A 17,917-nucleotide genomic window follows, 5' to 3' on the forward strand; every position below is an offset into this window, starting at 1 on the left:
TGAGGTGCCAACCTAAGTACTTTTCCCCGTAAAAACAGCTTAGGGAGTGTGCGCGCATATGCTATCGGCTGTGTCATTATGAACAGAGCGCGAAACCGGACCTTGGGAAAGCCCTTCAGGTTCCGACAACAGGGATAGACAATGATTCAGGAATTCAAGGACTTTGTTGCCAAGGGCAATGTCATGGACATGGCCGTGGGTATCATCATCGGGGCGGCCTTTACCGCGATCGTGGCATCGCTGGTGGGCGACCTTATCAACCCGATTATCGGGCTGGTGTCGGGTGGTGTGGACTTTACCAACAATTACGCCGTGTTGGGCGGAGAAGTGCCGGAAGGGGCCTCGCTTGAAGCGGCGCGCGAGGCGGGCGCATCGGTGTTTGCCTATGGTGCCTTCATCATGGCAGTGATCAATTTCCTGATCATTGCATGGGTTGTCTTCATGCTGGTGAAAATGGTTAACCGCGTGAAGGATGCCGCCGCTAAAGAGGAAGAAGCCGCAGATGCAGCGCCTGCAGGTCCAAGCGAACTGGACGTTCTGTTGGAAATTCGGGATGCGATGAAAAAGGCCTGAGATGGCGTATCAGGACCAAAGGAAAAGCCCGCCTTGTGCGGGCTTTTTTGTGCCTTGCAGTTGAAGGTGCAGGAAAGGCCATTGCCGGTTGCATTGACATTGTGGGGTGTGCGGAAATATCAGATGGCCGGCGGGGGCACGTGCCGCCGGCTGTTTGTCATATTTTACGCAGGAGATCGGATACGTGTCTGAAATTATGGAATACCTTGGTCAATATGCCCCGCTTGCCCTGAATGCGCTTAAGGCGCTGGTGGTTCTGATTATCGGCTGGATGATCGCCGGTCGTATCAGCGCGGTAGTGAATCGCCGTCTGAACGCCTTGCCGCAAATGGATCCGACACTGGCCAACTTTCTGTCCAGCATGGCCAAATGGCTGGTTCTGCTGATTGTCGGTATCGCGGTTCTGAACATTTTCGGGGTCGAGGCGACAAGCCTTGTTGCCATTCTGGGTGCCGGTACGCTTGCGGTCGGTCTGGCTTTGCAGGGCACGCTCAGCCATCTGGCGGCGGGGTTCATGCTGGTGCTTTTTCGCCCTTACAAACTGGGCCAATATGTTGAAATCGCCGGCACGTCGGGCACGGTCAAAGACCTGAACCTTTTTGTAACCGAACTGGTCACGCCGGATAACGTACAGATCATCATCCCCAACGGCGAGGCGTGGGGCAGCGTGATCACCAACTATTCAGCGCATGATACACGGCGCGTCGATTTGGTGTTCGGCATCGATTATGGTGACAGCGCGGATGCGGCGATCAAGATCATTCTGGACATGGCCAAGGGTGATGAACGTGTGCTGGACGATCCCGCGCCATGGGCGCATGTCACCAATCTGGGCGACAGTTCGGTCGACATCACCACACGCATCTGGTGCAAGGCCGATGATTACTGGGCACTGAAATTCGACATGACAAAAGCCGTGAAAGAGGCGTTTGACGACAAGGGGATTTCCATCCCCTATCCGCATTCCGTCGAGATTCAGAAAGCGGGTTGAACGGTCCTTTGGCAAGAAGGGGGGGCGGCACTGCAAGGGTGCCGCCCCTTTTTCATTTTGGCAGATGGTGCCCCGAAGACCGCAGAATTGCCGGTACCGGCGCTTTTCGGTTTTCGGGGCGCGACGCTCTGGGCGCGCCTTGTGACGCGGCCGGTATCACCGGGCAGGGCATCGCATTCCGGTGTTACTGAAAGCGCAGCACGCGAAAGGCCCATCGTGACGGTTGCGTGCTTTTTTGGCCTGGTGCCAAGCCCCTGATCATCTCTTGCGCCTGTTCCGCGCGTTTCTGACGGCCGATCTGCATGTAATACGCGGTGTCGATCTAACCGTCGGGGCGGCATTTAGCATCGGTATCTGTGTCCGGGTGTTTCATCTGGCATATCCTTCTGTGGGGTAGGGCCAGTTAGACAGATTCAGCGCCGCGGCGGTTGAAGACGGTCTTTAGATTGTCTTGTGATTTCACCTGCTGCGCCGCCATTTTTCGAAAAACGCTTGTGTGACGGGGCCGGAGGGTCATTCAATGGCGCATGATTTATCGTTTCGCGACCTGCCGGCTGGATACGGACACGCACAGGCTTGTGCGCTACGGCAAACCCGTTCACGTAGAGCCGCAGGTGTTTGATCTGCTGCATCTGCTGGCCGACAGCAACGGACAACGCCGCACGACTGCGCCGGATCGTTGATCGTTTCGACATACGCGCCGAATTGCCATCGGTCACGACCCCGACACTGGTGGTGCATGCGTTGGACGATGCGATCCAGCCGATGGAACAGGGGCGGATACTGGCCAGCGAAATTCCCGATGCGCGTTTCCTGACACTGGACAGCCGCAACCACATACCGTTGCCACAGGATGCCGGCTGGTCGCGCATGGTGCAGGCGGCAGCACAGTTTCTTAAGGATGTGAGCGGGACCTGATCGCGGACCCGCCAGCGTTAAGGCCACGAAAAAGGCGGCGCAGAACAGGTCTGCGCCGCCCGATTTTCAACGTGTTGTGACCGTTCAGACCAGCGATTGCGGGTCTACGAAATCCAGACCCAGCGCAACGCCGACGGCCTCATAGGTCAGCTGACCGGCATGGACGTTCAGACCGTTCAGCAGATGGCGGTCATCGGCGCAGGCCTTTTTCCAGCCCTTGTCGGCCAGTGCCAGCATGAACGGCATGGTGGCATTGCCCAGTGCGATGGTGGATGTGCGTGCAACGGCGCCGGGCATGTTGGCCACGCAGTAATGCATGATGCCGTCCACATCATAGATCGGATCCTGATGCGTGGTTGCCTTGGATGTTTCGAAACATCCGCCCTGATCGATGGCAACGTCCACAAGGGCGGCACCGGGTTTCAGTTCGGACAATTGTGCGCGGCTGATCAGTTTCGGCGCAGCGGCACCGGGGATCAGAACCGCGCCGATGATCATGTCGGCCTGACGCGCCAGTTCGATCGTGTTGCCCGCGCTGGCATAGCTGGTTTTGAACTGGCCGCCAAAAACGTCATCCAGATAACGCATCCGCGGCAGGGACCGGTCAAGAACGGTCACATCCGCGCCCATGCCGGCCGCAATGCGGGCCGCGTGGGTGCCGACAACACCGCCACCGATAACCATCACACGCGCAGGGCCAACGCCGGGTACGCCGCCCATCAGAACACCGCGGCCGCCATTGGCTTTTTGCAGGGTCCACGCCCCGACCTGTGGCGCCAGACGGCCTGCAACTTCGGACATCGGCGCCAGCAGTGGCAGGCCACCAGCGGCATCGGTCACGGTTTCATAAGCAATCGCGGTACAGCCCGAGGCCAGCAGATCGTGCGTCTGGTCGGGATCGGGCGCAAGGTGCAGATAGGTGAACAGCAACTGGCCGTCGCGCAGCATCTTGCGCTCGCCCGCCTGAGGTTCCTTGACCTTGACGATCATGTCGGCGGCGGCGAACACCTCGGCTGCGGTTCCGATGATTTCGGCACCGGCAGCGCGATATGCATCGTCATCGAAACCGGCACCGATGCCGGCATTGGTTTCGACAATCACGCTGTGGCCACGGTTCACGGCCTCTTGCGCGGCGTTGGGGGTCATTCCGACGCGGAATTCCTGTGGTTTGATCTCTTTGGGGCAGCCGATTTTCATAGCGCGAGTCTCCTGTTGTTTTCAATTTGCCCGAAAATGAGGCATCGATAACGCAATTGCTGTGATATCTGCCCTCGTCAAGCAGGGTATTTTTCGAATAAGATACGAAGAAATGACACTTTGACGCGAAAGTTTTGCACGGATGAGCCTTGACGCAACTGATCGTCGTATTCTGGCGGCCCTTCAGAAACGGGGCCGGATGTCCAATTCCGATCTGTCGGAAACGGTGAACCTGTCCCCGTCCGCCTGCCATCGCCGCGTGCAGCGGCTGGAAACCGATGGCTATATCAAGGATTACGTGGCGCTGCTGGACGCGCGCAAGATGAACGTACCGACCACCGTATTTGTGGAAATCACCCTGATGGGCCAGGCCGATGAGGTGCTGGATGCGTTCGAAAAGGCGGTGGCGCGGATACCGGATGTTCTGGAATGTCACCTGATGGCGGGCAGTGCGGATTACCTGCTGAAAGTGGTCGCCGAAAACACCGAAGATTTTGCCCGCATCCACCGCCAGTATCTGGCCCGCCTGCCCGGCGTGGCGCAAATGCAAAGCTCGTTCGCGCTGCGCACCGTGTTCAAGACAACGGCCCTGCCGGTGTGACGGCTTGGTGTTGGGGCAGGCGGGGGAGTTTTGGCACAGGTGAAGAACGGACCCCGGCCAATACCGGCTATGCCAAGGGTGTGCCGATCGCGGGCAACCTGCCCACAGCACCTGATGGTGCGACTGCGCCCGCGTACTTGAGATTCTCACACCCAGATGGACAGTTTACGACGCGGTGCGCTTTGGCGTCGAGCCGCTGGACGGGGCGCGCATGACGATAGTCAAACGCGCTTACACTGCGCCGATCTGGTATACACCGGGCTGAATTGCTGCGTCCAAGAACAAAAGGCGCGCCGGTTTGGCTGTACCCGGACAACGCTTCCGGGTATTCTTGAGCGGTAATCCGAGCGAGGATAATTCAATGTTTTCGAGCACCGATTCCGAGAAAGCTCTGAGTTTTGCCAGAGGCACAGTGACAGATGTAGTCAGTCCCCTTGCGCGGCTGGCGGCCGTCTTGACTGTCGCGGTGACCATATCCACCGCTCCTGTGGAGGCATGCGGTTTTGATCTGGTCAAGCCAGAGCGATCCGCCATCGACTGGATTGTCGAGGCTGACGAACTGGTTATCGCGCGACCGATGGCCGACAACCCGTTCGCGTACGACGTACGGCGCGTGCTGGTTGGTTCCGGCGCTGAAATTGCGCTTCCGGGCTTGGTGAGCAGTACTGTCAGACGCCGACTTGCACTCAATCCGGAAGACGGCGTTCTATTCGCCCGTGTTTCGGGAAGCGAAGATGGCATTGTAGGCAGCGGTTGGCGGATCGTCGGTCAGGTTGATGATACTTTCCGGCCGATCATGGACGTCGCTTTTGCGAATAGAAAACAGTGGCAGGTCGGATACGACGAAACCCGTCAGGAATTCTTGGACGGCCTTCAGGACAATAACGATCCCGCTGTACGGGCTCTGGTGATTTCCGAGTTCGACAAGATGCCGTACGAAATGCTGCGAACAATGGATATTCGCATACCGTCGCAGGATTTGATCAACGAGCTGTGGAGCATGCAAGGCTACCCGTATCAGTCAATTCGCGTGCTGCTGCTCGGGTTAAGTGGTGACGAAGCGGCGCGTAACGAGATCAACGCGTTCATCGATCGCGTCGAAGATTGGGACTGGGCGAACAACCTCGGAGCATTCTCGGCTGCGCTGATAGAACTGGACGGGGCGCGCGGAGTAGAGAAGCTTTCGGAGCGTCTGCTCTCGGATCCCGGGCAACCTCTCGACAAGCTGGAAGAAGTGATCATGGCCTTTGCCGCAATAAACAGATTGGCAGAGCCCGAAGTGCAAATGGCTATAGATATTGCGATCAGTGATTTCATCGCGCTGCGTCCCGACGCCGGCGCGATCGTCGCGCGGCAATTCGCAGCCGTTTCCGACTGGTCTCAGGCGCAATCGCTTCAACCGCTGGTGAGCCAACGGTCGTTGTCGGATTTGACGGGTCTGCTGGCAGTGTCCGTGTATCTGGCTCAGGCCCGCGAAGCGAGTTTGCCAGTCAAGACATACTCTCGGTCAGACGGATAAGTGCATGTCACGTGACGAACCAGGGCAGGCTGCACAGATGAGTTCATTGCTCCGGCGCAAATTATTGTTGGGTCTGTCAGCGGTGATCTTCCTGCCGAGGGCGTCTTTTGCGGCAGAGGTTATTGATCTTGAATGGGAAGACCTTCTTCCCAAAGGAGAAAGCCCGCTGCCACCAGAACTGCGCGGTATCGTTCAACACGAAGCCGCACCCTTGATAAGCCAGCAACCTGCATCTTCGGCCCTACGGACCGATTGGAATGGCAAGATCATCCGACTTCCCGGATACATCGTTCCTCTCGATTTCCAAGGCACCGCCGTCACAACCTTTATTCTGGTTCCATTCGTCGGCGCCTGTATCCACGTACCGCCACCGCCCGCAAACCAGCTTGTACTGGTGACGACATCCAGGCCTTACGAGTCCTCGGGCCTCTTCGAAGCGGTCAATGTGACCGGAATGTTCGGCACGTCCGAAACGTCGACCCAATTGGCCGAGATTGGGTACGCCCTTTCTGCCGAGAAAATCGAACCCTACGGGTAGTACTGGGCAGTGCCATTGGCGCACTGGTTATTGACCAAGCGTTTTCGCTTGCATCCAGCCGACCCTGAACATCCCAAACGGGCAACCGAAACGGTTCAAGATCACGCCGACCTTATAGCGGGCGAGCCCGCCGAGGGCGCCCATACCCCACAAACTAAACGCCACTCCGAAACAACTCCAGGTTCGCGGGGTTCAGGAAAATTGACAGCGCCAGAACGGAAAAACCGGCCTCGTACACTTCCCACTGGCGGGGCAGGTCGATCCACAGAACGATCGCTGTCATCGCCAGCGTGATCACGGCGTGAACCGGTTTGGGCACCGGCACCATCAGGGCGCGCACAAAGGCCTGAACCCAGGCAAAGCGCGGATACATCAGTGGCAGCACCACCAGATACATCAGCAATGTTACCGTCAGCACATTGCCGAACAGGAAAGACGCAAGGCTGACATCGGCCACCACCAGATTGTGCAGGGTGATTTCGGCCTGTTTGTTGTTTTCCATGAAAAATTCATTGGGTTGCAGATCGAAAATGCGCTGACCCCAGGATATTTCCTCGCCCGCGGCGAAAAAGAACAGCAGGCCGTAAAACCCCAGCAACAGGGCCGGACGCCACAGCGCGGCGCGGCGCGTATGGCCCCAGAGGACAAACGCACTGACCAGCAGGAACACCGCCGTCATATATTCGACAAGCCCGTCTTCGGCGGCGTAGCGCAGGGAAAACGCCTGCGGGTCGGTGACGGCGACAAAGCCGGCCCCCAAAAAGGTGACTGCGATGATGCCGAACAGCAGATAATCGATTCTGGATAATCCCGACACGGTGTTCCCCTTTGGGCAATTTTGATACTGCGCGCATATAGGGTGCGCGCGCCCCCATAAAAAGACATAACCCCGCGTGCCGTCGGGCAAGCAGGGTTAAATCTAGTCTTACAGTTCCAAGGGGATGATTTACATCATACCTTCGCGCTGCGCTTTTTTCCGTGCCAATTTCCGGGCGCGGCGGATCGCTTCTGCCTTCTCGCGCGCTTTTTTCTCGGACGGTTTTTCGAAATGCTGCTTCAGCTTCATTTCGCGAAACACACCTTCGCGCTGGAGTTTTTTCTTCAGAGCCCGAAGGGCCTGATCGACATTGTTGTCACGAACACTAACCTGCATGTGGTTTTCACCACCTTTCTAGTAAGAGTTGCAAGGATTTGCAGGAAGTGGCCGTATAGCAAAGCGACCCTATGTTGTCTAGTATTGTCAAACACCACGCAGGAGCACGAAATGACCGGACTTCCACAGGATGATGCAAAGGCGAAATTGCTGGCGGCAGCCCTGACACATGTGCCGTTTGACGGCTGGTCCGAAGCGACGCTGAAGGCGGCGATCGCCGACACAGGGATGGATGCGATCCAAGCGCGGGCGCTGTTTCCGCGCGGCGCGGTGGATCTGGCGCTGGCCTTTCACGATGCCGGAGACGCGGAAATGCTGGCCCGTCTGGCCAAGGCAGACATGAGCGAGTTGAAATTCCGTGACAAAATCGCGCTGGCCGTGCGGCTGCGGTTGGAAGCGATTGAAGACAAGGAAGCGGTGCGCCGTGGCGCCACCCTGTTTGCGCTGCCCCATTACGCGGCAGACGGGGCCAGGGCCGTCTGGGGCACCTGTGACAAGATATGGACGGCACTGGGCGACACATCCGACGATGTGAACTGGTACACGAAACGCGCCACGCTCAGCGGTGTTTACAGTTCCACCGTGCTGTACTGGCTGGGCGATGATTCGGTCGGACATCAGGCGACCTGGGCGTTTCTGGACCGGCGGATCGAAAACGTCATGCAGTTTGAAAAGTTCAAGGCACAGGTGAATAGCAATCCGGCGCTCAAGCGGTTGTTGGCCGGGCCGCTTTGGGCGCTGGGCAAGGTGCGCGCGCCCACCAGAATGCCCGACGTGAACCTGCCGGGAAGCTGGACCACGCCCAGATAGCGCATTCCCCCGTTTCGCCGAAGTGCGCGCGATGGTAAGACATCGGAAAACGACAGGAGCGTGCCACCGATGAAACAGACCATGCGTGCGATTGAAATCACCGAACCAGGTGGCCCGAACGTGTTGCGGATGACCAGCCGGCCTGTCCCCGAACCGGGTTATGGCGATGTTCTGATCCGCGTGGCCTATGCGGGCGTGAATCGCCCCGATGCGTTGCAACGCGCCGGGGCCTATGCGCCACCGCCAACCGCCAGCGATCTGCCCGGTCTGGAAGCGTCGGGTGAAATTATCGCGATGGGCGCGGGCGTATCGGGCTGGCAGGTCGGCGACGAGGTCTGTGCCCTGTTGCCGGGCGGCGGATATGCGGAATATGCCATCACACCGGCGGCGCATTGCCTGCCCGTGCCACACGGGATGGACCTGAAACAGGCCGCCTGCCTGCCCGAAACCTTTTTCACGGTCTTTTCCAACGTGTTCACCCGCGGCAGGTTGACGGCCGGGGAACGGTTTTTGGTGCATGGGGGATCATCAGGCATCGGAACAACCGCGATCCAGCTGGCCCATGCGTTCGGCGCGCGGGTGTTTACCACCGCCGGATCGGACGAAAAATGCGAAGCGTGTCTGGCGCTGGGTGCGGAACGCGCGATCAATTACCGCAAGGACGATTTTGTCCCCGTTCTGAAGGATGAAGGCGGCGCGCATCTGATCCTTGATATGGTTGGGGGCGATTACATACCGCGCAATATATCGGCGCTGGCGGATGACGGACGGCTGGTGCAGATCGCGTTTTTGCAGGGGCCCAAGGTTGAATTGAACTTTGCCCAGATGATGATGCGCCGCCTGACGATCACCGGCAGCACGCTGCGCCCGCAAAGCGATCTGGCCAAGGCGCGCATCGCGTCCGATCTGCGCGAGGCCGTCTGGCCGATGCTGGGCACCGGCCAGATTGGCCCGGTGATGGACAGCGAATTTGATCTGGCGGATGTGATTGCCGCACACGAGCGGATGGAAAGCAGCACCCATATCGGAAAAATCGTACTGAACGTGGCCTGAACAGCGCTACCAAAAGGAGGACACCATGGCAAAAACAGTGATGATCGACGCATTCGGCGGACCGGAAAACCTGAGCCTGGCCGAACGGCCTGTGGGTGATCCCGAAGCCGGCGAGGTACGGATTGTCCACAAGGCCTGCGGGCTGAATTTCATCGACATCTACCAGCGCACCGGACTCTACCCGCTGGATTTGCCCCATGCGCTGGGCATGGAGGCCGCCGGCGTGATCGAGGCCGTGGGCGAAGGTGTGACCCATCTGAAGGTCGGGGACCGCGCAGCCTATGCCGCCGCCCCGCCCGGTGCCTATTGCGAAGCGCGCGTGATGTCGGCCGCACAGGTGTGCCCGCTGCCGGACGATCTGTCGTTCGAACAGGGTGCGGCGATGATGCTGAAAGGGATGACTGTTGAATACCTGTTCCACCGCACCACCCCCCTGAAAAAAGGCGATACGGTTCTGTTTCATGCCGCTGCCGGCGGCGTGGGTCTGATTGCCTGCCAGTGGGCGCGATCCGAAGGGATCACCCTGATCGGCACCGCCGGATCGGACGAAAAATGCGCGCTGGCGCTGGAACATGGCGCGCAACACTGCATCAACTACCGGACCGAGGATTTTGCCGCACGCGTGCGCGAGATCACCGGTGGAACCGGCGTTGATGTGGTGATGGATGCAGTGGGCGCGGACACATTCGAGGGGTCGCTGAACTGTCTGAAGCCGCTGGGCATGATGATTTCGTTCGGCAATGCCTCCGGCCCGGTGCCACCGTTCAACATCGGCATTCTGGGGCAGAAGGGATCGCTCAAGATCACGCGCCCGACGCTGTTCACCCATATCGGGGATCATGACACCTGTCAGGCGATGGCGCAGCACCTGTTTTCCAAAGTGCAATCGGGCGAAGTGAGCATCCGCATCGACCAGCGGTTTGCGCTGGAAGATGTGCGCCAGGCACACACCGCGCTTGAGGCGCGCAAAACCACCGGCAGCACGGTGTTGACGGTGTAGGTTTACGAGTATTTGCGGACAAATGAAGACGGGTGCCGTGCCCCGGTCTTACCGGAGTTGATCAGCGCACCGGCGTAAACAGCGCGTTTTGCGACGTGCAGTCGCGCACCACATCCTGACCGCAGGGAACCGGCTTCAGGGACTTCGAGAGGCACAGGCGCGCCTCCTGGATGTGGTTGTTCTTGCAGGTGATGGTGATCATGTCGCGGTCGAGTTCCGGATTGGCATCCAGAAACGCTTCCTCGACCACCGAGGCGGGCAGGCGAACCGCGCGGTCAAGCTGGCGGAATACGGGCGGGCGCGTGATGCTTTCATAGGCCTGACGCGACAAGGCGTAATAGGCGCTGGCAGAAAGGCCTGAACAGGTGCCGTGTTTCTTCCACTGGTACCAGGCCAGACCACTGGTGCCCATGATGTCGGCCATATCATCTGTCATGCCCCGTGTCGGGGGCCGCTGGGTGGTGCGGCAGAGGCTGGGAAAGCCGCGATGGTATTGCGGCCAGAGGCCGTGCAGAATCCAGCCGTGATCGTGGCGCGCATCGCATTGATCGGAATTGCGCGCATCGCCTTTCTGTGCGCACCAGTTCGGCGACCAGCTGAGCGACATGACATAATAGTCGAATTCGCCCGCTTTTTCGCCGTCGGCAACTGCGACCGAGGCGAGGGTGATCCAGACAAACAGCCAGCGCATTCTGCTCTTTCCTTATCGTGCAAGCCCGACTATACAGCCTGCAAGTTCCCCCACAATGGTAACCCGTCCCGATCCCGGGGCCGCCTGTTTCAGGCATCGGGGAAGATATGCGTAAGGAGACGTGACATGGCAAAACCGCTTATGGCCAAGGCGACCGCCGTCTGGCTGGTTGACAACACTACCATCAGTTTCAAACAGATCGCCGATTTCGTCGGCATGCACGAGCTGGAAGTGCAGGGCATTGCCGATGGTGATGTGGCGACCGGCGTCAAAGGGTTTGACCCGATTGCAAACAACCAGCTGACGCAAGAGGAAATCACCGCCGCCGAAACCAACCCGATGCACGCGCTGAAGCTGAAATTCAACGCGGCGGCAGAGGGCGAGGAAAAACGCCGCGGGCCGCGCTATACGCCGCTGTCCAAACGGCAGGACCGGCCGGCATCGATTCTGTGGCTGGTGAAATTCCACCCTGAACTGACCGATGCGCAGGTGTCAAAACTTGTCGGCACGACCAAGCCGACGATTCAGGCCATCCGCGAGCGTACGCACTGGAACATTTCCAACATCCAGCCGATCGATCCGGTGGCGCTGGGCCTGTGCAAACAATCCGAACTGGACGCCGCCGTACAGAAGGCTGCCGCCAAGAAAGCCGCAAGTGGCGAACTGATGAGCGATGACGAACGCCGCAAACTGGTCAGCACCGAACAGTCCCTGGGTGGCGAGCCCGAGCCGAAAATGCCGACCGCGATTGAAGGGCTTGAAACCTTTACGCTGGGCGGCGGCAGCGCCGACCAGGACGCAAAAGACGAGGACGACGAGGACAAGGACACAGCCCTGGTCGATGCAGACAGCCTGTTCAACCTGCCCGCGGGCGGGGATGACGAAGACGACGAGCACAACCGCTAAGCCGGTTTCGACTATTGCAACAATGAACCCCGGTGTGAAAACACCGGGGTTTTTTCATATCAGATCGCCTTGCGCGCCCTGAGTGCCGCCGAGATCGTGCCGTCATCGAGATAATCCAGCTCGCCCCCGATGGGGACGCCCTGCGCCAGCGAGGTCAGACGCACGGTGCCGTCAAGCTGGTCGGCGATATAATGCGCCGTGGTCTGGCCGTCGACAGTGGCATTGAGGGCAAGGATGACTTCGCTGATGTTTTCGCTTTGGACACGATCCATCAGGCGGGGAATGCGCAAGGCATCCGGGCCTATACCGTCCAGCGCCGAAAGCGTTCCGCCCAGCACGTGATAGCGCCCCTTGAACACGGCGGCGCGTTCCAGCGCCCACAGATCGGCGACATCCTCGACCACGCAAATTTCGCCATTGGCGCGCTTTTCGCTGGTGCAGATATCGCAGATGTCCTGCGTCCCGACATTGCCGCAGTTCAGGCATTCCCGTGCCGTTGCCGCCACGATCTGCATCACATCGGCCAGCGGCGTCAGCAGCAGGGCGCGTTTGCGGATCAGGTGCAGCACGGCGCGCCGGGCCGAGCGCGGGCCAAGGCCCGGCAGCTTGGCCATCATGTCGATCAGGGCGTCAATGTCTTTTGTGCTGCTCAAGTCGGGGTTTTCCTGGGGCGCCGTTGTGTCAGAACGGCAGCTTCATGTCCTTGGGCAGGCCCATGCCTTCGGTCAGCTTGCCCATTTCTTCCTGGGCCTTGTCCGAGGCTTTGGATTGCGCATCCTTGATCGCGGCCAGGATCAGGTCTTCGACCACTTCCTTGTCATCGCCGTTAAAAATCGACGGATCGATATCCAGCGTCTTGAGCTCGCCCTTGGCCGTGCAGGTGGCCTTGACCAGCCCAGCACCGCTTTCACCGGTGACGATCAGGTTGTGCATGTCTTCCTGAAGCTGCGCCATCTTGGTCTGCATTTCCTGCGCGGCCTTCATCATCTTGGCCATGTCGCCCATGCCGCCTAGTCCTTTGAGCATCCTGTTACTCTCCTGTTTGAAAGGGTTCCGGGTAGAGATACGCGCGGGGGAGGCCTGCCACAAGGGGGCGGGCACGTTGCCGCGCGCATCAGCCGTCTTCGAACGGGTCCCATTCGTCATCGACTTCGGGCAGGGCCTCGACCTCGACATTGGCGGCGATCTGGTCGGGGGTGCGGATATCGGTGATCCGCGCGTCTGGAAATTGCGCCAGAACCGCCTGCACCAGCGGGTGCGCTTCGGCCTGCGCCTTCAGCGCGTTTTCGGCCGCATCGCGCAGATGTGCGATGGTGGGCGCGCCCCCTGTGTTCACGACAGAGACGGCCCAGCGGTTGCCTGTCCACAATTGCAGGCGCTGGCCCAGACGCTGCGCCAGATCGGGCGGGGCAGCATCGGTGGGCACAAATTCGATCCGTCCCGGCGTGTAACGGGCCAGTTGCAGGGTTGTTTCGACTTCGACCAGAAGTTTCACATCGCGGTTGACGCGGATCAGTTCGATCACGTGTTCAAAGCTGGGAAAACGGGCCAGCGCCGTATCGTCCTGCGGCGCAAGGGCCGTTGCAGGGCCGTTGCCGCCCCCGGATGGGGCATCGGTTGTGACGGCAATACGGGTCTGGCTTGAACCGGCCACCGGTGCGTTGCCGGCGGCAGGCGCGCCGCCGCCAGAGGGAGTCGGCGCGGTTGGAACAGGCATGTTTTGCAATTTGCGCACAAGGTCTTCGGGGCTGGGCAGTTCGGCCACATGGGTCAGGCGGATCACGGCCATTTCTGCGGCCATCATCGCGATGGGCGCGGCGGCTACCTCGTCCAGCGCCTTGAGCAGCATCTGCCACATCCGTGTCATCGCGCGCATGGGCAGGTCTTTGGCCATCTGCGTGCCGCGAAGCCGCTCATCCGGGTTGATCGTGGGATCTTCGGCGGCATCCGGGGTAATCTTGACCACCGATATCCAGTGGGTGATTTCAGCCAGATCGCGCAGCACCGCCATCGGGTCGGCGCCGTCAGCGTACTGGCTGCCCAGTTCTTCCAGTGCGGCGGCGGCATCGCCACGCATGATCATATCAAACAGGTCAAGTACCCGCCCGCGATCGGCCAGCCCCAGCATAGCACGGACCTGATCGGCGGTGGTTTCGCCCGCACCGTGCGATATCGCCTGATCCAGCAGCGACGTGGCATCGCGCGCCGATCCTTCGGCGGCGCGGGTGATCAGCGCAAGGGCGTCATCCGTGATATCGGCGCCTTCGCTTGCTGCAATCCTGCGCATCAGGGCGATCATGTCTTCGGGTTCGATCCGGCGCAGATCAAAGCGCTGGCAGCGTGACAGTACCGTAACCGGCACTTTACGGATTTCGGTAGTGGCAAAGATGAATTTGACGTGGGCGGGCGGTTCCTCCAGCGTTTTCAACAGTGCGTTGAATGCCGAGGTGGACAGCATGTGCACTTCGTCGATGATATAGATCTTATAACGGGCCGAGGCGGCGCGATAATGCACGCTGTCGATGATTTCGCGGATATCGCCGACACCGGTGCGGCTGGCGGCATCCATTTCCATCACGTCCACATGGCGGCCTTCCATGATGGCGACGCAATGTTCGCAAACGCCGCAAGGTTCGGTGGTGGGGCCGCCGGTGCCATCCGGCCCGATGCAGTTGATGCCTTTGGCGATGATCCGCGCAGTGGTGGTTTTACCGGTGCCGCGGATACCCGTCATGATAAAGGCTTGCGCGATCCTGTCCGCCTCGAACGCGTTTTTCAGCGTGCGGACCATGGCATCCTGCCCCACCAGATCAACAAAGGTTTCCGGCCGGTATTTGCGCGCCAGAACGCGATAGGCTGTCGGGGTGTCTTCGGTCATGGGCCTGCCATTGGGATTCGCATCAATGCGCTAGGGTAAAGCGGGGCGCGGGCCGCGTCCACCGGCGCTGAGCCGAATTATCCGTTCACTGGCGCGGCGGGTCGCGTTATGCTGGGGCAGTATGCGGCAGCGAGGGCAAGGCGATGCGATTGAGGGGTGTTAAATCCAGCCGGAATGTGGATGACCGGCGCAGGGCAGGCGGGGGCCGCCGTGCGGGCGGTGTGGGCCTGTTTGGTGTGCTGATCATTCTGGCGATCGGGTACTTTGCAGGCATTGATGTAACACCGTTGTTGAACCAGACGGCAGCGCCCGCGCAATCGCAGGCCACGACGGCCGAGCAGGATCAGGCGGCGGATTTCTCAACGCGGGTTCTGGCGACCACAGAAGAGGTGTGGGACGATATCTTCGCAAACCAGCTTGGCCGCGACTACACGCCGCCCGTGCTGGTGCTGTTTTCCGGCATGACGCAAAGCCCCTGTGGCGGCGCATCAGGGGCGACCGGCCCGTTCTACTGCCCAGTGGATCAAAAGGCCTATCTTGATACCGATTTTTTCGTGACGCTGAACCGCCAGATGGGGGCGGGCGGCGATTTTGCGGCTGCCTATGTGATTGCCCACGAGGTGGCCCACCATGTTCAGAACCAGCTTGGTATTCTGGCCCCGGTCGATCAGCGGCGCAGGCAGGTGTCCAAGGTCGAGGCCAATGCGCTGACTGTCCGGCTTGAATTGCAGGCCGATTGTCTGGCAGGTGTGTGGGCGAACAATGTCGGCGAATTGCTGGAGCCGGGCGACATTGAAGAAGCACTGAACGCAGCAGTGCGGATCGGCGATGACCATCTGCAACGTCAGGCCGGACGGGTGCCCGCCCCGCACACGTTTACGCATGGTACATCGAAACAGCGCGCCGGCTGGTTTGCCCGAGGCTATCAAAGCGGCAACCTGTCGCAATGCGATACGTTCAGCGCTGCCAATCTGTAGGTTGGATTTTCCTGCTTCGTCGCCACAACGCGCGCACAACGGCGTGAGGCATGCAAGGTGAGAGGCTGACAACGACCCAAGCGGGGCTCGTTATGGCTGCTTCCTTCCGGATCTGACCAGGTTGGCGAGGCGCCTGCCCGCGCCAACCTCTCGACCGTGGATATAGGCATGCGGGCGCAGATTCGCAAGCGGCGGTAAAACGCACGCCTAAAGCGTCAGGTGCAATTTCAGGAACCCGCGATCGTTCACACCCATCGGCACGGGGTTGTAACCGGCAATGTCATCCAGATGCGCCATGGCACCGGGGCCGGTTTCAAACGAAACCTGTGCGCCGCCAAGGGGGCAAAGCTGCCACGGATCCGGCCACGGCGGGGCATACGGTGCGGGGGTGTTCAGGTCTTGCAGGATGCAATCGACCACGGTTGTGTCCGAGTCATAAACAACCGGTGCAGCCGCAAGCCCGGGGAAGTGTCCGCCACCACCTGCGCGATAGGTGTTTACGGCCACGACAAACGGTTGGTCTGCCGCGACCGCAGCGCCGTTCCAGCGCAGGTTGCGGATGCGCTGCGCAACAGGGTCGCGCAACCGGCCGTCAGGCGAAAACCGCGCAGGGCCGCGCAGATCGATTTCATAGCTTAGCCCATAGATCACATCGAAATTATACATCGGATAATCGCGGATCAGCAGCGGTTGAGGCGTGCGCAAGTCAGGGTCATGAGTGCAAAAAAACAGCGCCGACATCTCGAGCCAGTCTGCCAGAATGGCGCCGCTGATCCTGATCGCGGACAGGCGGTTGGGAAACACGTAAAGATCGGCAACATGGCGTTGCAGCAACGGACCTTTGGGAATGTCGGTATAATTCAAAGGGCCAGCGCGCCCGCCCGTTTTGAACGGCGCCACCGCCGACAGCAGGGGCAGTCTGCCCGAATCCGTGCCATCGAGCGCCAAGCGCACGGTTCGCGCCTGCGCCCGCGCCACAAGGGCCAGTGCATCCGACGGGAACAGGGCTGCAAAATAGCTGTGCAGTTTTGCGTCGGTCTGTCTCACATGCGCGCGCATCTGTGTCAGCGCTCTGGCGTGATACGGGGCGAACAGGCGCGACAGGCGCACATCGTCCGCCACAACCGCGCGTGTCTGGCCCGATGCGGTTTGAAGCGCGATGGGACGCAATGCGCTGCTGTGCTGCGCCACGAACCAGCCGGTTTCTGTCTGTTGCAATGTCAGGTCCATCACCCCCAGCACCGCACCGCGCGCCCCCGGCATCAGCGCCGGGACGGTACCCAGCCTTGCGTTTTCCGGATCAACTTCGGGCCAGCCGGCATGATCGGGGCCCGGCAGATGCAGGTGCGTATGCCCTGCGATCAGCGCATCGATTTCGCCGGTTCGGGCAAGATCCAGCGCGGCGTTTTCCGGATTTGGCCCGTCGCGCGGATCAGCGATGCCGGTATGGGCCAGGGCAATCACCAGATCGGCCCCGCCGCGCCGGAGTGCCCGCGCCTTTTCAATGCCCGTGGCCACGATATCGCGAACCGTCACCTGACCCGCCAGAATTTGGCGGTTCCACTGCATGACCTGTGGCGGCAACAGCCCGATCAGGCCGATGCGGATGAAATGGGCCTGACCGTTCTGGTCGTTGATATTACGCAGCAGCAGGGCGTGATCGGGCCACGCCCGCCCGTGCAGGCGTTTGGCATTGCTGGACAGGACCGGAAACCGTGCCTGCGCCAGAACCCGATCCAGATAGTCCAGCCCGAAATCGAAATCATGGTTGCCCAGTGTCGCGGCGTCGTATCCCAGATCGTGCATTGCGGTGATCAGGGGGTGCGGCACCTGCGATTGTGCCAGCACATCGGCCATAGGCGTGCCTTCCAGAAGGTCGCCATTGTCCAGCAGAACAACGGTCACGCCCTGAGCCTCTGCCTCGGACCGGGCCTGCCGGATCAGCGTGGCCGTGCGCACCAACCCGACCGCATCATCGGCCCTGTCGTTATGGTAGTCATAGGCCATCAGATGCAGATGCAGATCAGTTGTTGCCAACACGCGCAGCCGGAGAACGGGGGAAGGGTTTAGCATGATGTGTCCGGGGCATCGGCAAACGTTGAAATACAACTT

The 17,917-nt window shown here is 60.2% G+C and carries 21 protein-coding genes and 1 other RNA gene; 13 read left to right on the forward strand and 9 right to left on the reverse strand.

Annotated features, from left to right (window positions below; all coding sequences use genetic code 11):
• Positions 1-141 precede the first annotated feature (141 nt).
• From mscL to C1J05_RS01095, 4 genes are all read left to right on the forward strand, one after another.
• Positions 142-573, forward strand: a complete 432-nt coding sequence (mscL, locus tag C1J05_RS01080; RefSeq protein ID WP_114868641.1) for a large conductance mechanosensitive channel protein MscL — start codon at positions 142-144, stop codon at positions 571-573.
• 196 nt (positions 574-769) lie between these two features.
• Positions 770-1,564, forward strand: coding sequence for a mechanosensitive ion channel family protein (locus C1J05_RS01085; RefSeq protein WP_441351698.1), 795 nt, complete (start codon positions 770-772; stop codon positions 1,562-1,564).
• Positions 1,565-2,091: 527 nt separating this feature from the next.
• Positions 2,092-2,247 (forward strand): winged helix-turn-helix domain-containing protein, encoded by a 156-nt coding sequence (locus tag C1J05_RS21215; protein WP_162797872.1) that lies wholly within the window; start codon positions 2,092-2,094, stop codon positions 2,245-2,247.
• 22 nt (positions 2,248-2,269) lie between these two features.
• A complete protein-coding gene (locus tag C1J05_RS01095) occupies positions 2,270-2,482 on the forward strand; it encodes an alpha/beta fold hydrolase (protein ID WP_254684678.1) in 213 nt (70 codons plus the stop codon).
• An 84-nt stretch (positions 2,483-2,566) separates the two neighbouring features.
• Here C1J05_RS01095 and ald read toward each other — a convergent pair whose 3' ends face one another.
• Positions 2,567-3,679, reverse strand: a complete 1,113-nt coding sequence (gene ald, locus C1J05_RS01100; RefSeq protein WP_114868644.1) for an alanine dehydrogenase — start codon at positions 3,677-3,679, stop codon at positions 2,567-2,569.
• A gap of 142 nt (positions 3,680-3,821) precedes the next feature.
• Between ald and C1J05_RS01105 the strand changes: the two genes are divergently transcribed.
• The 4 genes from C1J05_RS01105 (at position 3,822) to C1J05_RS01120 (ending at position 6,337) form a co-directional block, all read left to right on the forward strand.
• Entirely contained in the window at positions 3,822-4,280 is a 459-nt protein-coding gene (locus C1J05_RS01105; protein ID WP_114868645.1) for an Lrp/AsnC family transcriptional regulator, read from the forward strand.
• A gap of 175 nt (positions 4,281-4,455) precedes the next feature.
• Positions 4,456-4,545: a hypothetical protein gene (locus C1J05_RS22045; protein WP_441351680.1), complete on the forward strand. Its 90-nt coding sequence runs from the start codon at positions 4,456-4,458 to the stop codon at positions 4,543-4,545.
• Between the two features lie 96 nt (positions 4,546-4,641).
• A complete protein-coding gene (locus C1J05_RS01115) occupies positions 4,642-5,799 on the forward strand; it encodes a hypothetical protein (protein ID WP_114868647.1) in 1,158 nt (385 codons plus the stop codon).
• Positions 5,800-5,836: 37 nt separating this feature from the next.
• The gene (locus C1J05_RS01120) at positions 5,837-6,337 is read left to right on the forward strand and encodes a DUF3299 domain-containing protein (RefSeq protein WP_114868648.1); all 501 of its coding nucleotides are present in this window, start codon (positions 5,837-5,839) and stop codon (positions 6,335-6,337) included.
• Positions 6,338-6,491: 154 nt separating this feature from the next.
• On the opposite strand, the gene C1J05_RS01125 is transcribed toward C1J05_RS01120, so the two are convergent.
• Together C1J05_RS01125 and rpsU are read right to left on the reverse strand one after the other, a co-directional pair.
• Positions 6,492-7,154 (reverse strand): hypothetical protein, encoded by a 663-nt coding sequence (locus C1J05_RS01125; protein ID WP_114868649.1) that lies wholly within the window; start codon positions 7,152-7,154, stop codon positions 6,492-6,494.
• A gap of 129 nt (positions 7,155-7,283) precedes the next feature.
• Complete coding sequence (gene rpsU, locus C1J05_RS01130) at positions 7,284-7,490, reverse strand: 30S ribosomal protein S21 (protein ID WP_007118112.1); 207 nt, start codon at positions 7,488-7,490, stop codon at positions 7,284-7,286.
• A 111-nt stretch (positions 7,491-7,601) separates the two neighbouring features.
• On the opposite strand from rpsU, the gene C1J05_RS01135 reads away from it, so the two are divergent.
• From C1J05_RS01135 to C1J05_RS01145, 3 genes are all read left to right on the forward strand, one after another.
• The gene (locus tag C1J05_RS01135; protein ID WP_114868650.1) at positions 7,602-8,300 is read left to right on the forward strand and encodes a COQ9 family protein; all 699 of its coding nucleotides are present in this window, start codon (positions 7,602-7,604) and stop codon (positions 8,298-8,300) included.
• 69 nt (positions 8,301-8,369) lie between these two features.
• Positions 8,370-9,353: an NAD(P)H-quinone oxidoreductase gene (locus C1J05_RS01140; RefSeq protein ID WP_114868651.1), complete on the forward strand. Its 984-nt coding sequence runs from the start codon at positions 8,370-8,372 to the stop codon at positions 9,351-9,353.
• Between the two features lie 25 nt (positions 9,354-9,378).
• Positions 9,379-10,353 carry a quinone oxidoreductase family protein gene (locus C1J05_RS01145; RefSeq protein ID WP_114868652.1) on the forward strand — a complete coding sequence of 325 codons (975 nt, stop codon included), beginning with the start codon at positions 9,379-9,381 and terminating at the stop codon, positions 10,351-10,353.
• 61 nt (positions 10,354-10,414) lie between these two features.
• Here C1J05_RS01145 and C1J05_RS01150 read toward each other — a convergent pair whose 3' ends face one another.
• Complete coding sequence (locus tag C1J05_RS01150) at positions 10,415-11,044, reverse strand: ribonuclease T2 family protein (RefSeq protein WP_114868653.1); 630 nt, start codon at positions 11,042-11,044, stop codon at positions 10,415-10,417.
• Positions 11,045-11,170: 126 nt separating this feature from the next.
• Between C1J05_RS01150 and C1J05_RS01155 the strand changes: the two genes are divergently transcribed.
• Entirely contained in the window at positions 11,171-11,950 is a 780-nt protein-coding gene (locus C1J05_RS01155; RefSeq protein WP_114868654.1) for a DUF1013 domain-containing protein, read from the forward strand.
• 59 nt (positions 11,951-12,009) lie between these two features.
• On the opposite strand, the gene recR is transcribed toward C1J05_RS01155, so the two are convergent.
• From recR to C1J05_RS01170, 3 genes are all read right to left on the reverse strand, one after another.
• Complete coding sequence (gene recR / locus C1J05_RS01160) at positions 12,010-12,603, reverse strand: recombination mediator RecR (protein ID WP_114868655.1); 594 nt, start codon at positions 12,601-12,603, stop codon at positions 12,010-12,012.
• 28 nt (positions 12,604-12,631) lie between these two features.
• A complete protein-coding gene (locus tag C1J05_RS01165; protein ID WP_114868656.1) occupies positions 12,632-12,976 on the reverse strand; it encodes a YbaB/EbfC family nucleoid-associated protein in 345 nt (114 codons plus the stop codon).
• A gap of 88 nt (positions 12,977-13,064) precedes the next feature.
• Positions 13,065-14,828 (reverse strand): DNA polymerase III subunit gamma/tau, encoded by a 1,764-nt coding sequence (locus C1J05_RS01170; RefSeq protein ID WP_114868657.1) that lies wholly within the window; start codon positions 14,826-14,828, stop codon positions 13,065-13,067.
• Positions 14,829-14,971: 143 nt separating this feature from the next.
• Between C1J05_RS01170 and ypfJ the strand changes: the two genes are divergently transcribed.
• Positions 14,972-15,805 (forward strand): KPN_02809 family neutral zinc metallopeptidase, encoded by an 834-nt coding sequence (ypfJ, locus tag C1J05_RS01175; protein ID WP_114868658.1) that lies wholly within the window; start codon positions 14,972-14,974, stop codon positions 15,803-15,805.
• A gap of 55 nt (positions 15,806-15,860) precedes the next feature.
• On the opposite strand, the gene ffs is transcribed toward ypfJ, so the two are convergent.
• Positions 15,861-15,958, reverse strand: an RNA gene (ffs, locus tag C1J05_RS01180) — signal recognition particle sRNA small type.
• A 54-nt stretch (positions 15,959-16,012) separates the two neighbouring features.
• Complete coding sequence (locus tag C1J05_RS01185) at positions 16,013-17,878, reverse strand: bifunctional 2',3'-cyclic-nucleotide 2'-phosphodiesterase/3'-nucleotidase (RefSeq protein ID WP_114868659.1); 1,866 nt, start codon at positions 17,876-17,878, stop codon at positions 16,013-16,015.
• Positions 17,879-17,917: the final 39 nt, after the last annotated feature.

The organism is Sulfitobacter sp. JL08 (genome assembly GCF_003352045.1).
Lineage (GTDB): Bacteria > Pseudomonadota > Alphaproteobacteria > Rhodobacterales > Rhodobacteraceae > JL08.

Excerpts from the sequence above, each read along its gene's own strand:
- mscL (WP_114868641.1), top strand. The coding sequence starts at position 142 with ATGATTCAGGAATTCAAGGACTTTGTTGCCAAGGGCAATGTCATGGAC.
- C1J05_RS01085 (WP_441351698.1), top strand. The coding sequence starts at position 770 with ATGGAATACCTTGGTCAATATGCCCCGCTTGCCCTGAATGCGCTTAAG.
- C1J05_RS21215 (WP_162797872.1), top strand. The coding sequence starts at position 2,092 with ATGATTTATCGTTTCGCGACCTGCCGGCTGGATACGGACACGCACAGG.
- ald (WP_114868644.1), bottom strand. The coding sequence starts at position 3,679 with ATGAAAATCGGCTGCCCCAAAGAGATCAAACCACAGGAATTCCGCGTC.
- C1J05_RS01105 (WP_114868645.1), top strand. The coding sequence starts at position 3,822 with ATGAGCCTTGACGCAACTGATCGTCGTATTCTGGCGGCCCTTCAGAAA.
- C1J05_RS01115 (WP_114868647.1), top strand. The coding sequence starts at position 4,642 with ATGTTTTCGAGCACCGATTCCGAGAAAGCTCTGAGTTTTGCCAGAGGC.
- C1J05_RS01120 (WP_114868648.1), top strand. The coding sequence starts at position 5,837 with ATGAGTTCATTGCTCCGGCGCAAATTATTGTTGGGTCTGTCAGCGGTG.
- rpsU (WP_007118112.1), bottom strand. The coding sequence starts at position 7,490 with ATGCAGGTTAGTGTTCGTGACAACAATGTCGATCAGGCCCTTCGGGCT.
- C1J05_RS01135 (WP_114868650.1), top strand. The coding sequence starts at position 7,602 with ATGACCGGACTTCCACAGGATGATGCAAAGGCGAAATTGCTGGCGGCA.
- C1J05_RS01140 (WP_114868651.1), top strand. The coding sequence starts at position 8,370 with ATGAAACAGACCATGCGTGCGATTGAAATCACCGAACCAGGTGGCCCG.
- C1J05_RS01145 (WP_114868652.1), top strand. The coding sequence starts at position 9,379 with ATGGCAAAAACAGTGATGATCGACGCATTCGGCGGACCGGAAAACCTG.
- C1J05_RS01150 (WP_114868653.1), bottom strand. The coding sequence starts at position 11,044 with ATGCGCTGGCTGTTTGTCTGGATCACCCTCGCCTCGGTCGCAGTTGCC.
- C1J05_RS01155 (WP_114868654.1), top strand. The coding sequence starts at position 11,171 with ATGGCAAAACCGCTTATGGCCAAGGCGACCGCCGTCTGGCTGGTTGAC.
- C1J05_RS01165 (WP_114868656.1), bottom strand. The coding sequence starts at position 12,976 with ATGCTCAAAGGACTAGGCGGCATGGGCGACATGGCCAAGATGATGAAG.
- C1J05_RS01170 (WP_114868657.1), bottom strand. The coding sequence starts at position 14,828 with ATGACCGAAGACACCCCGACAGCCTATCGCGTTCTGGCGCGCAAATAC.
- ypfJ (WP_114868658.1), top strand. The coding sequence starts at position 14,972 with ATGCGATTGAGGGGTGTTAAATCCAGCCGGAATGTGGATGACCGGCGC.
- C1J05_RS01185 (WP_114868659.1), bottom strand. The coding sequence starts at position 17,878 with ATGCTAAACCCTTCCCCCGTTCTCCGGCTGCGCGTGTTGGCAACAACT.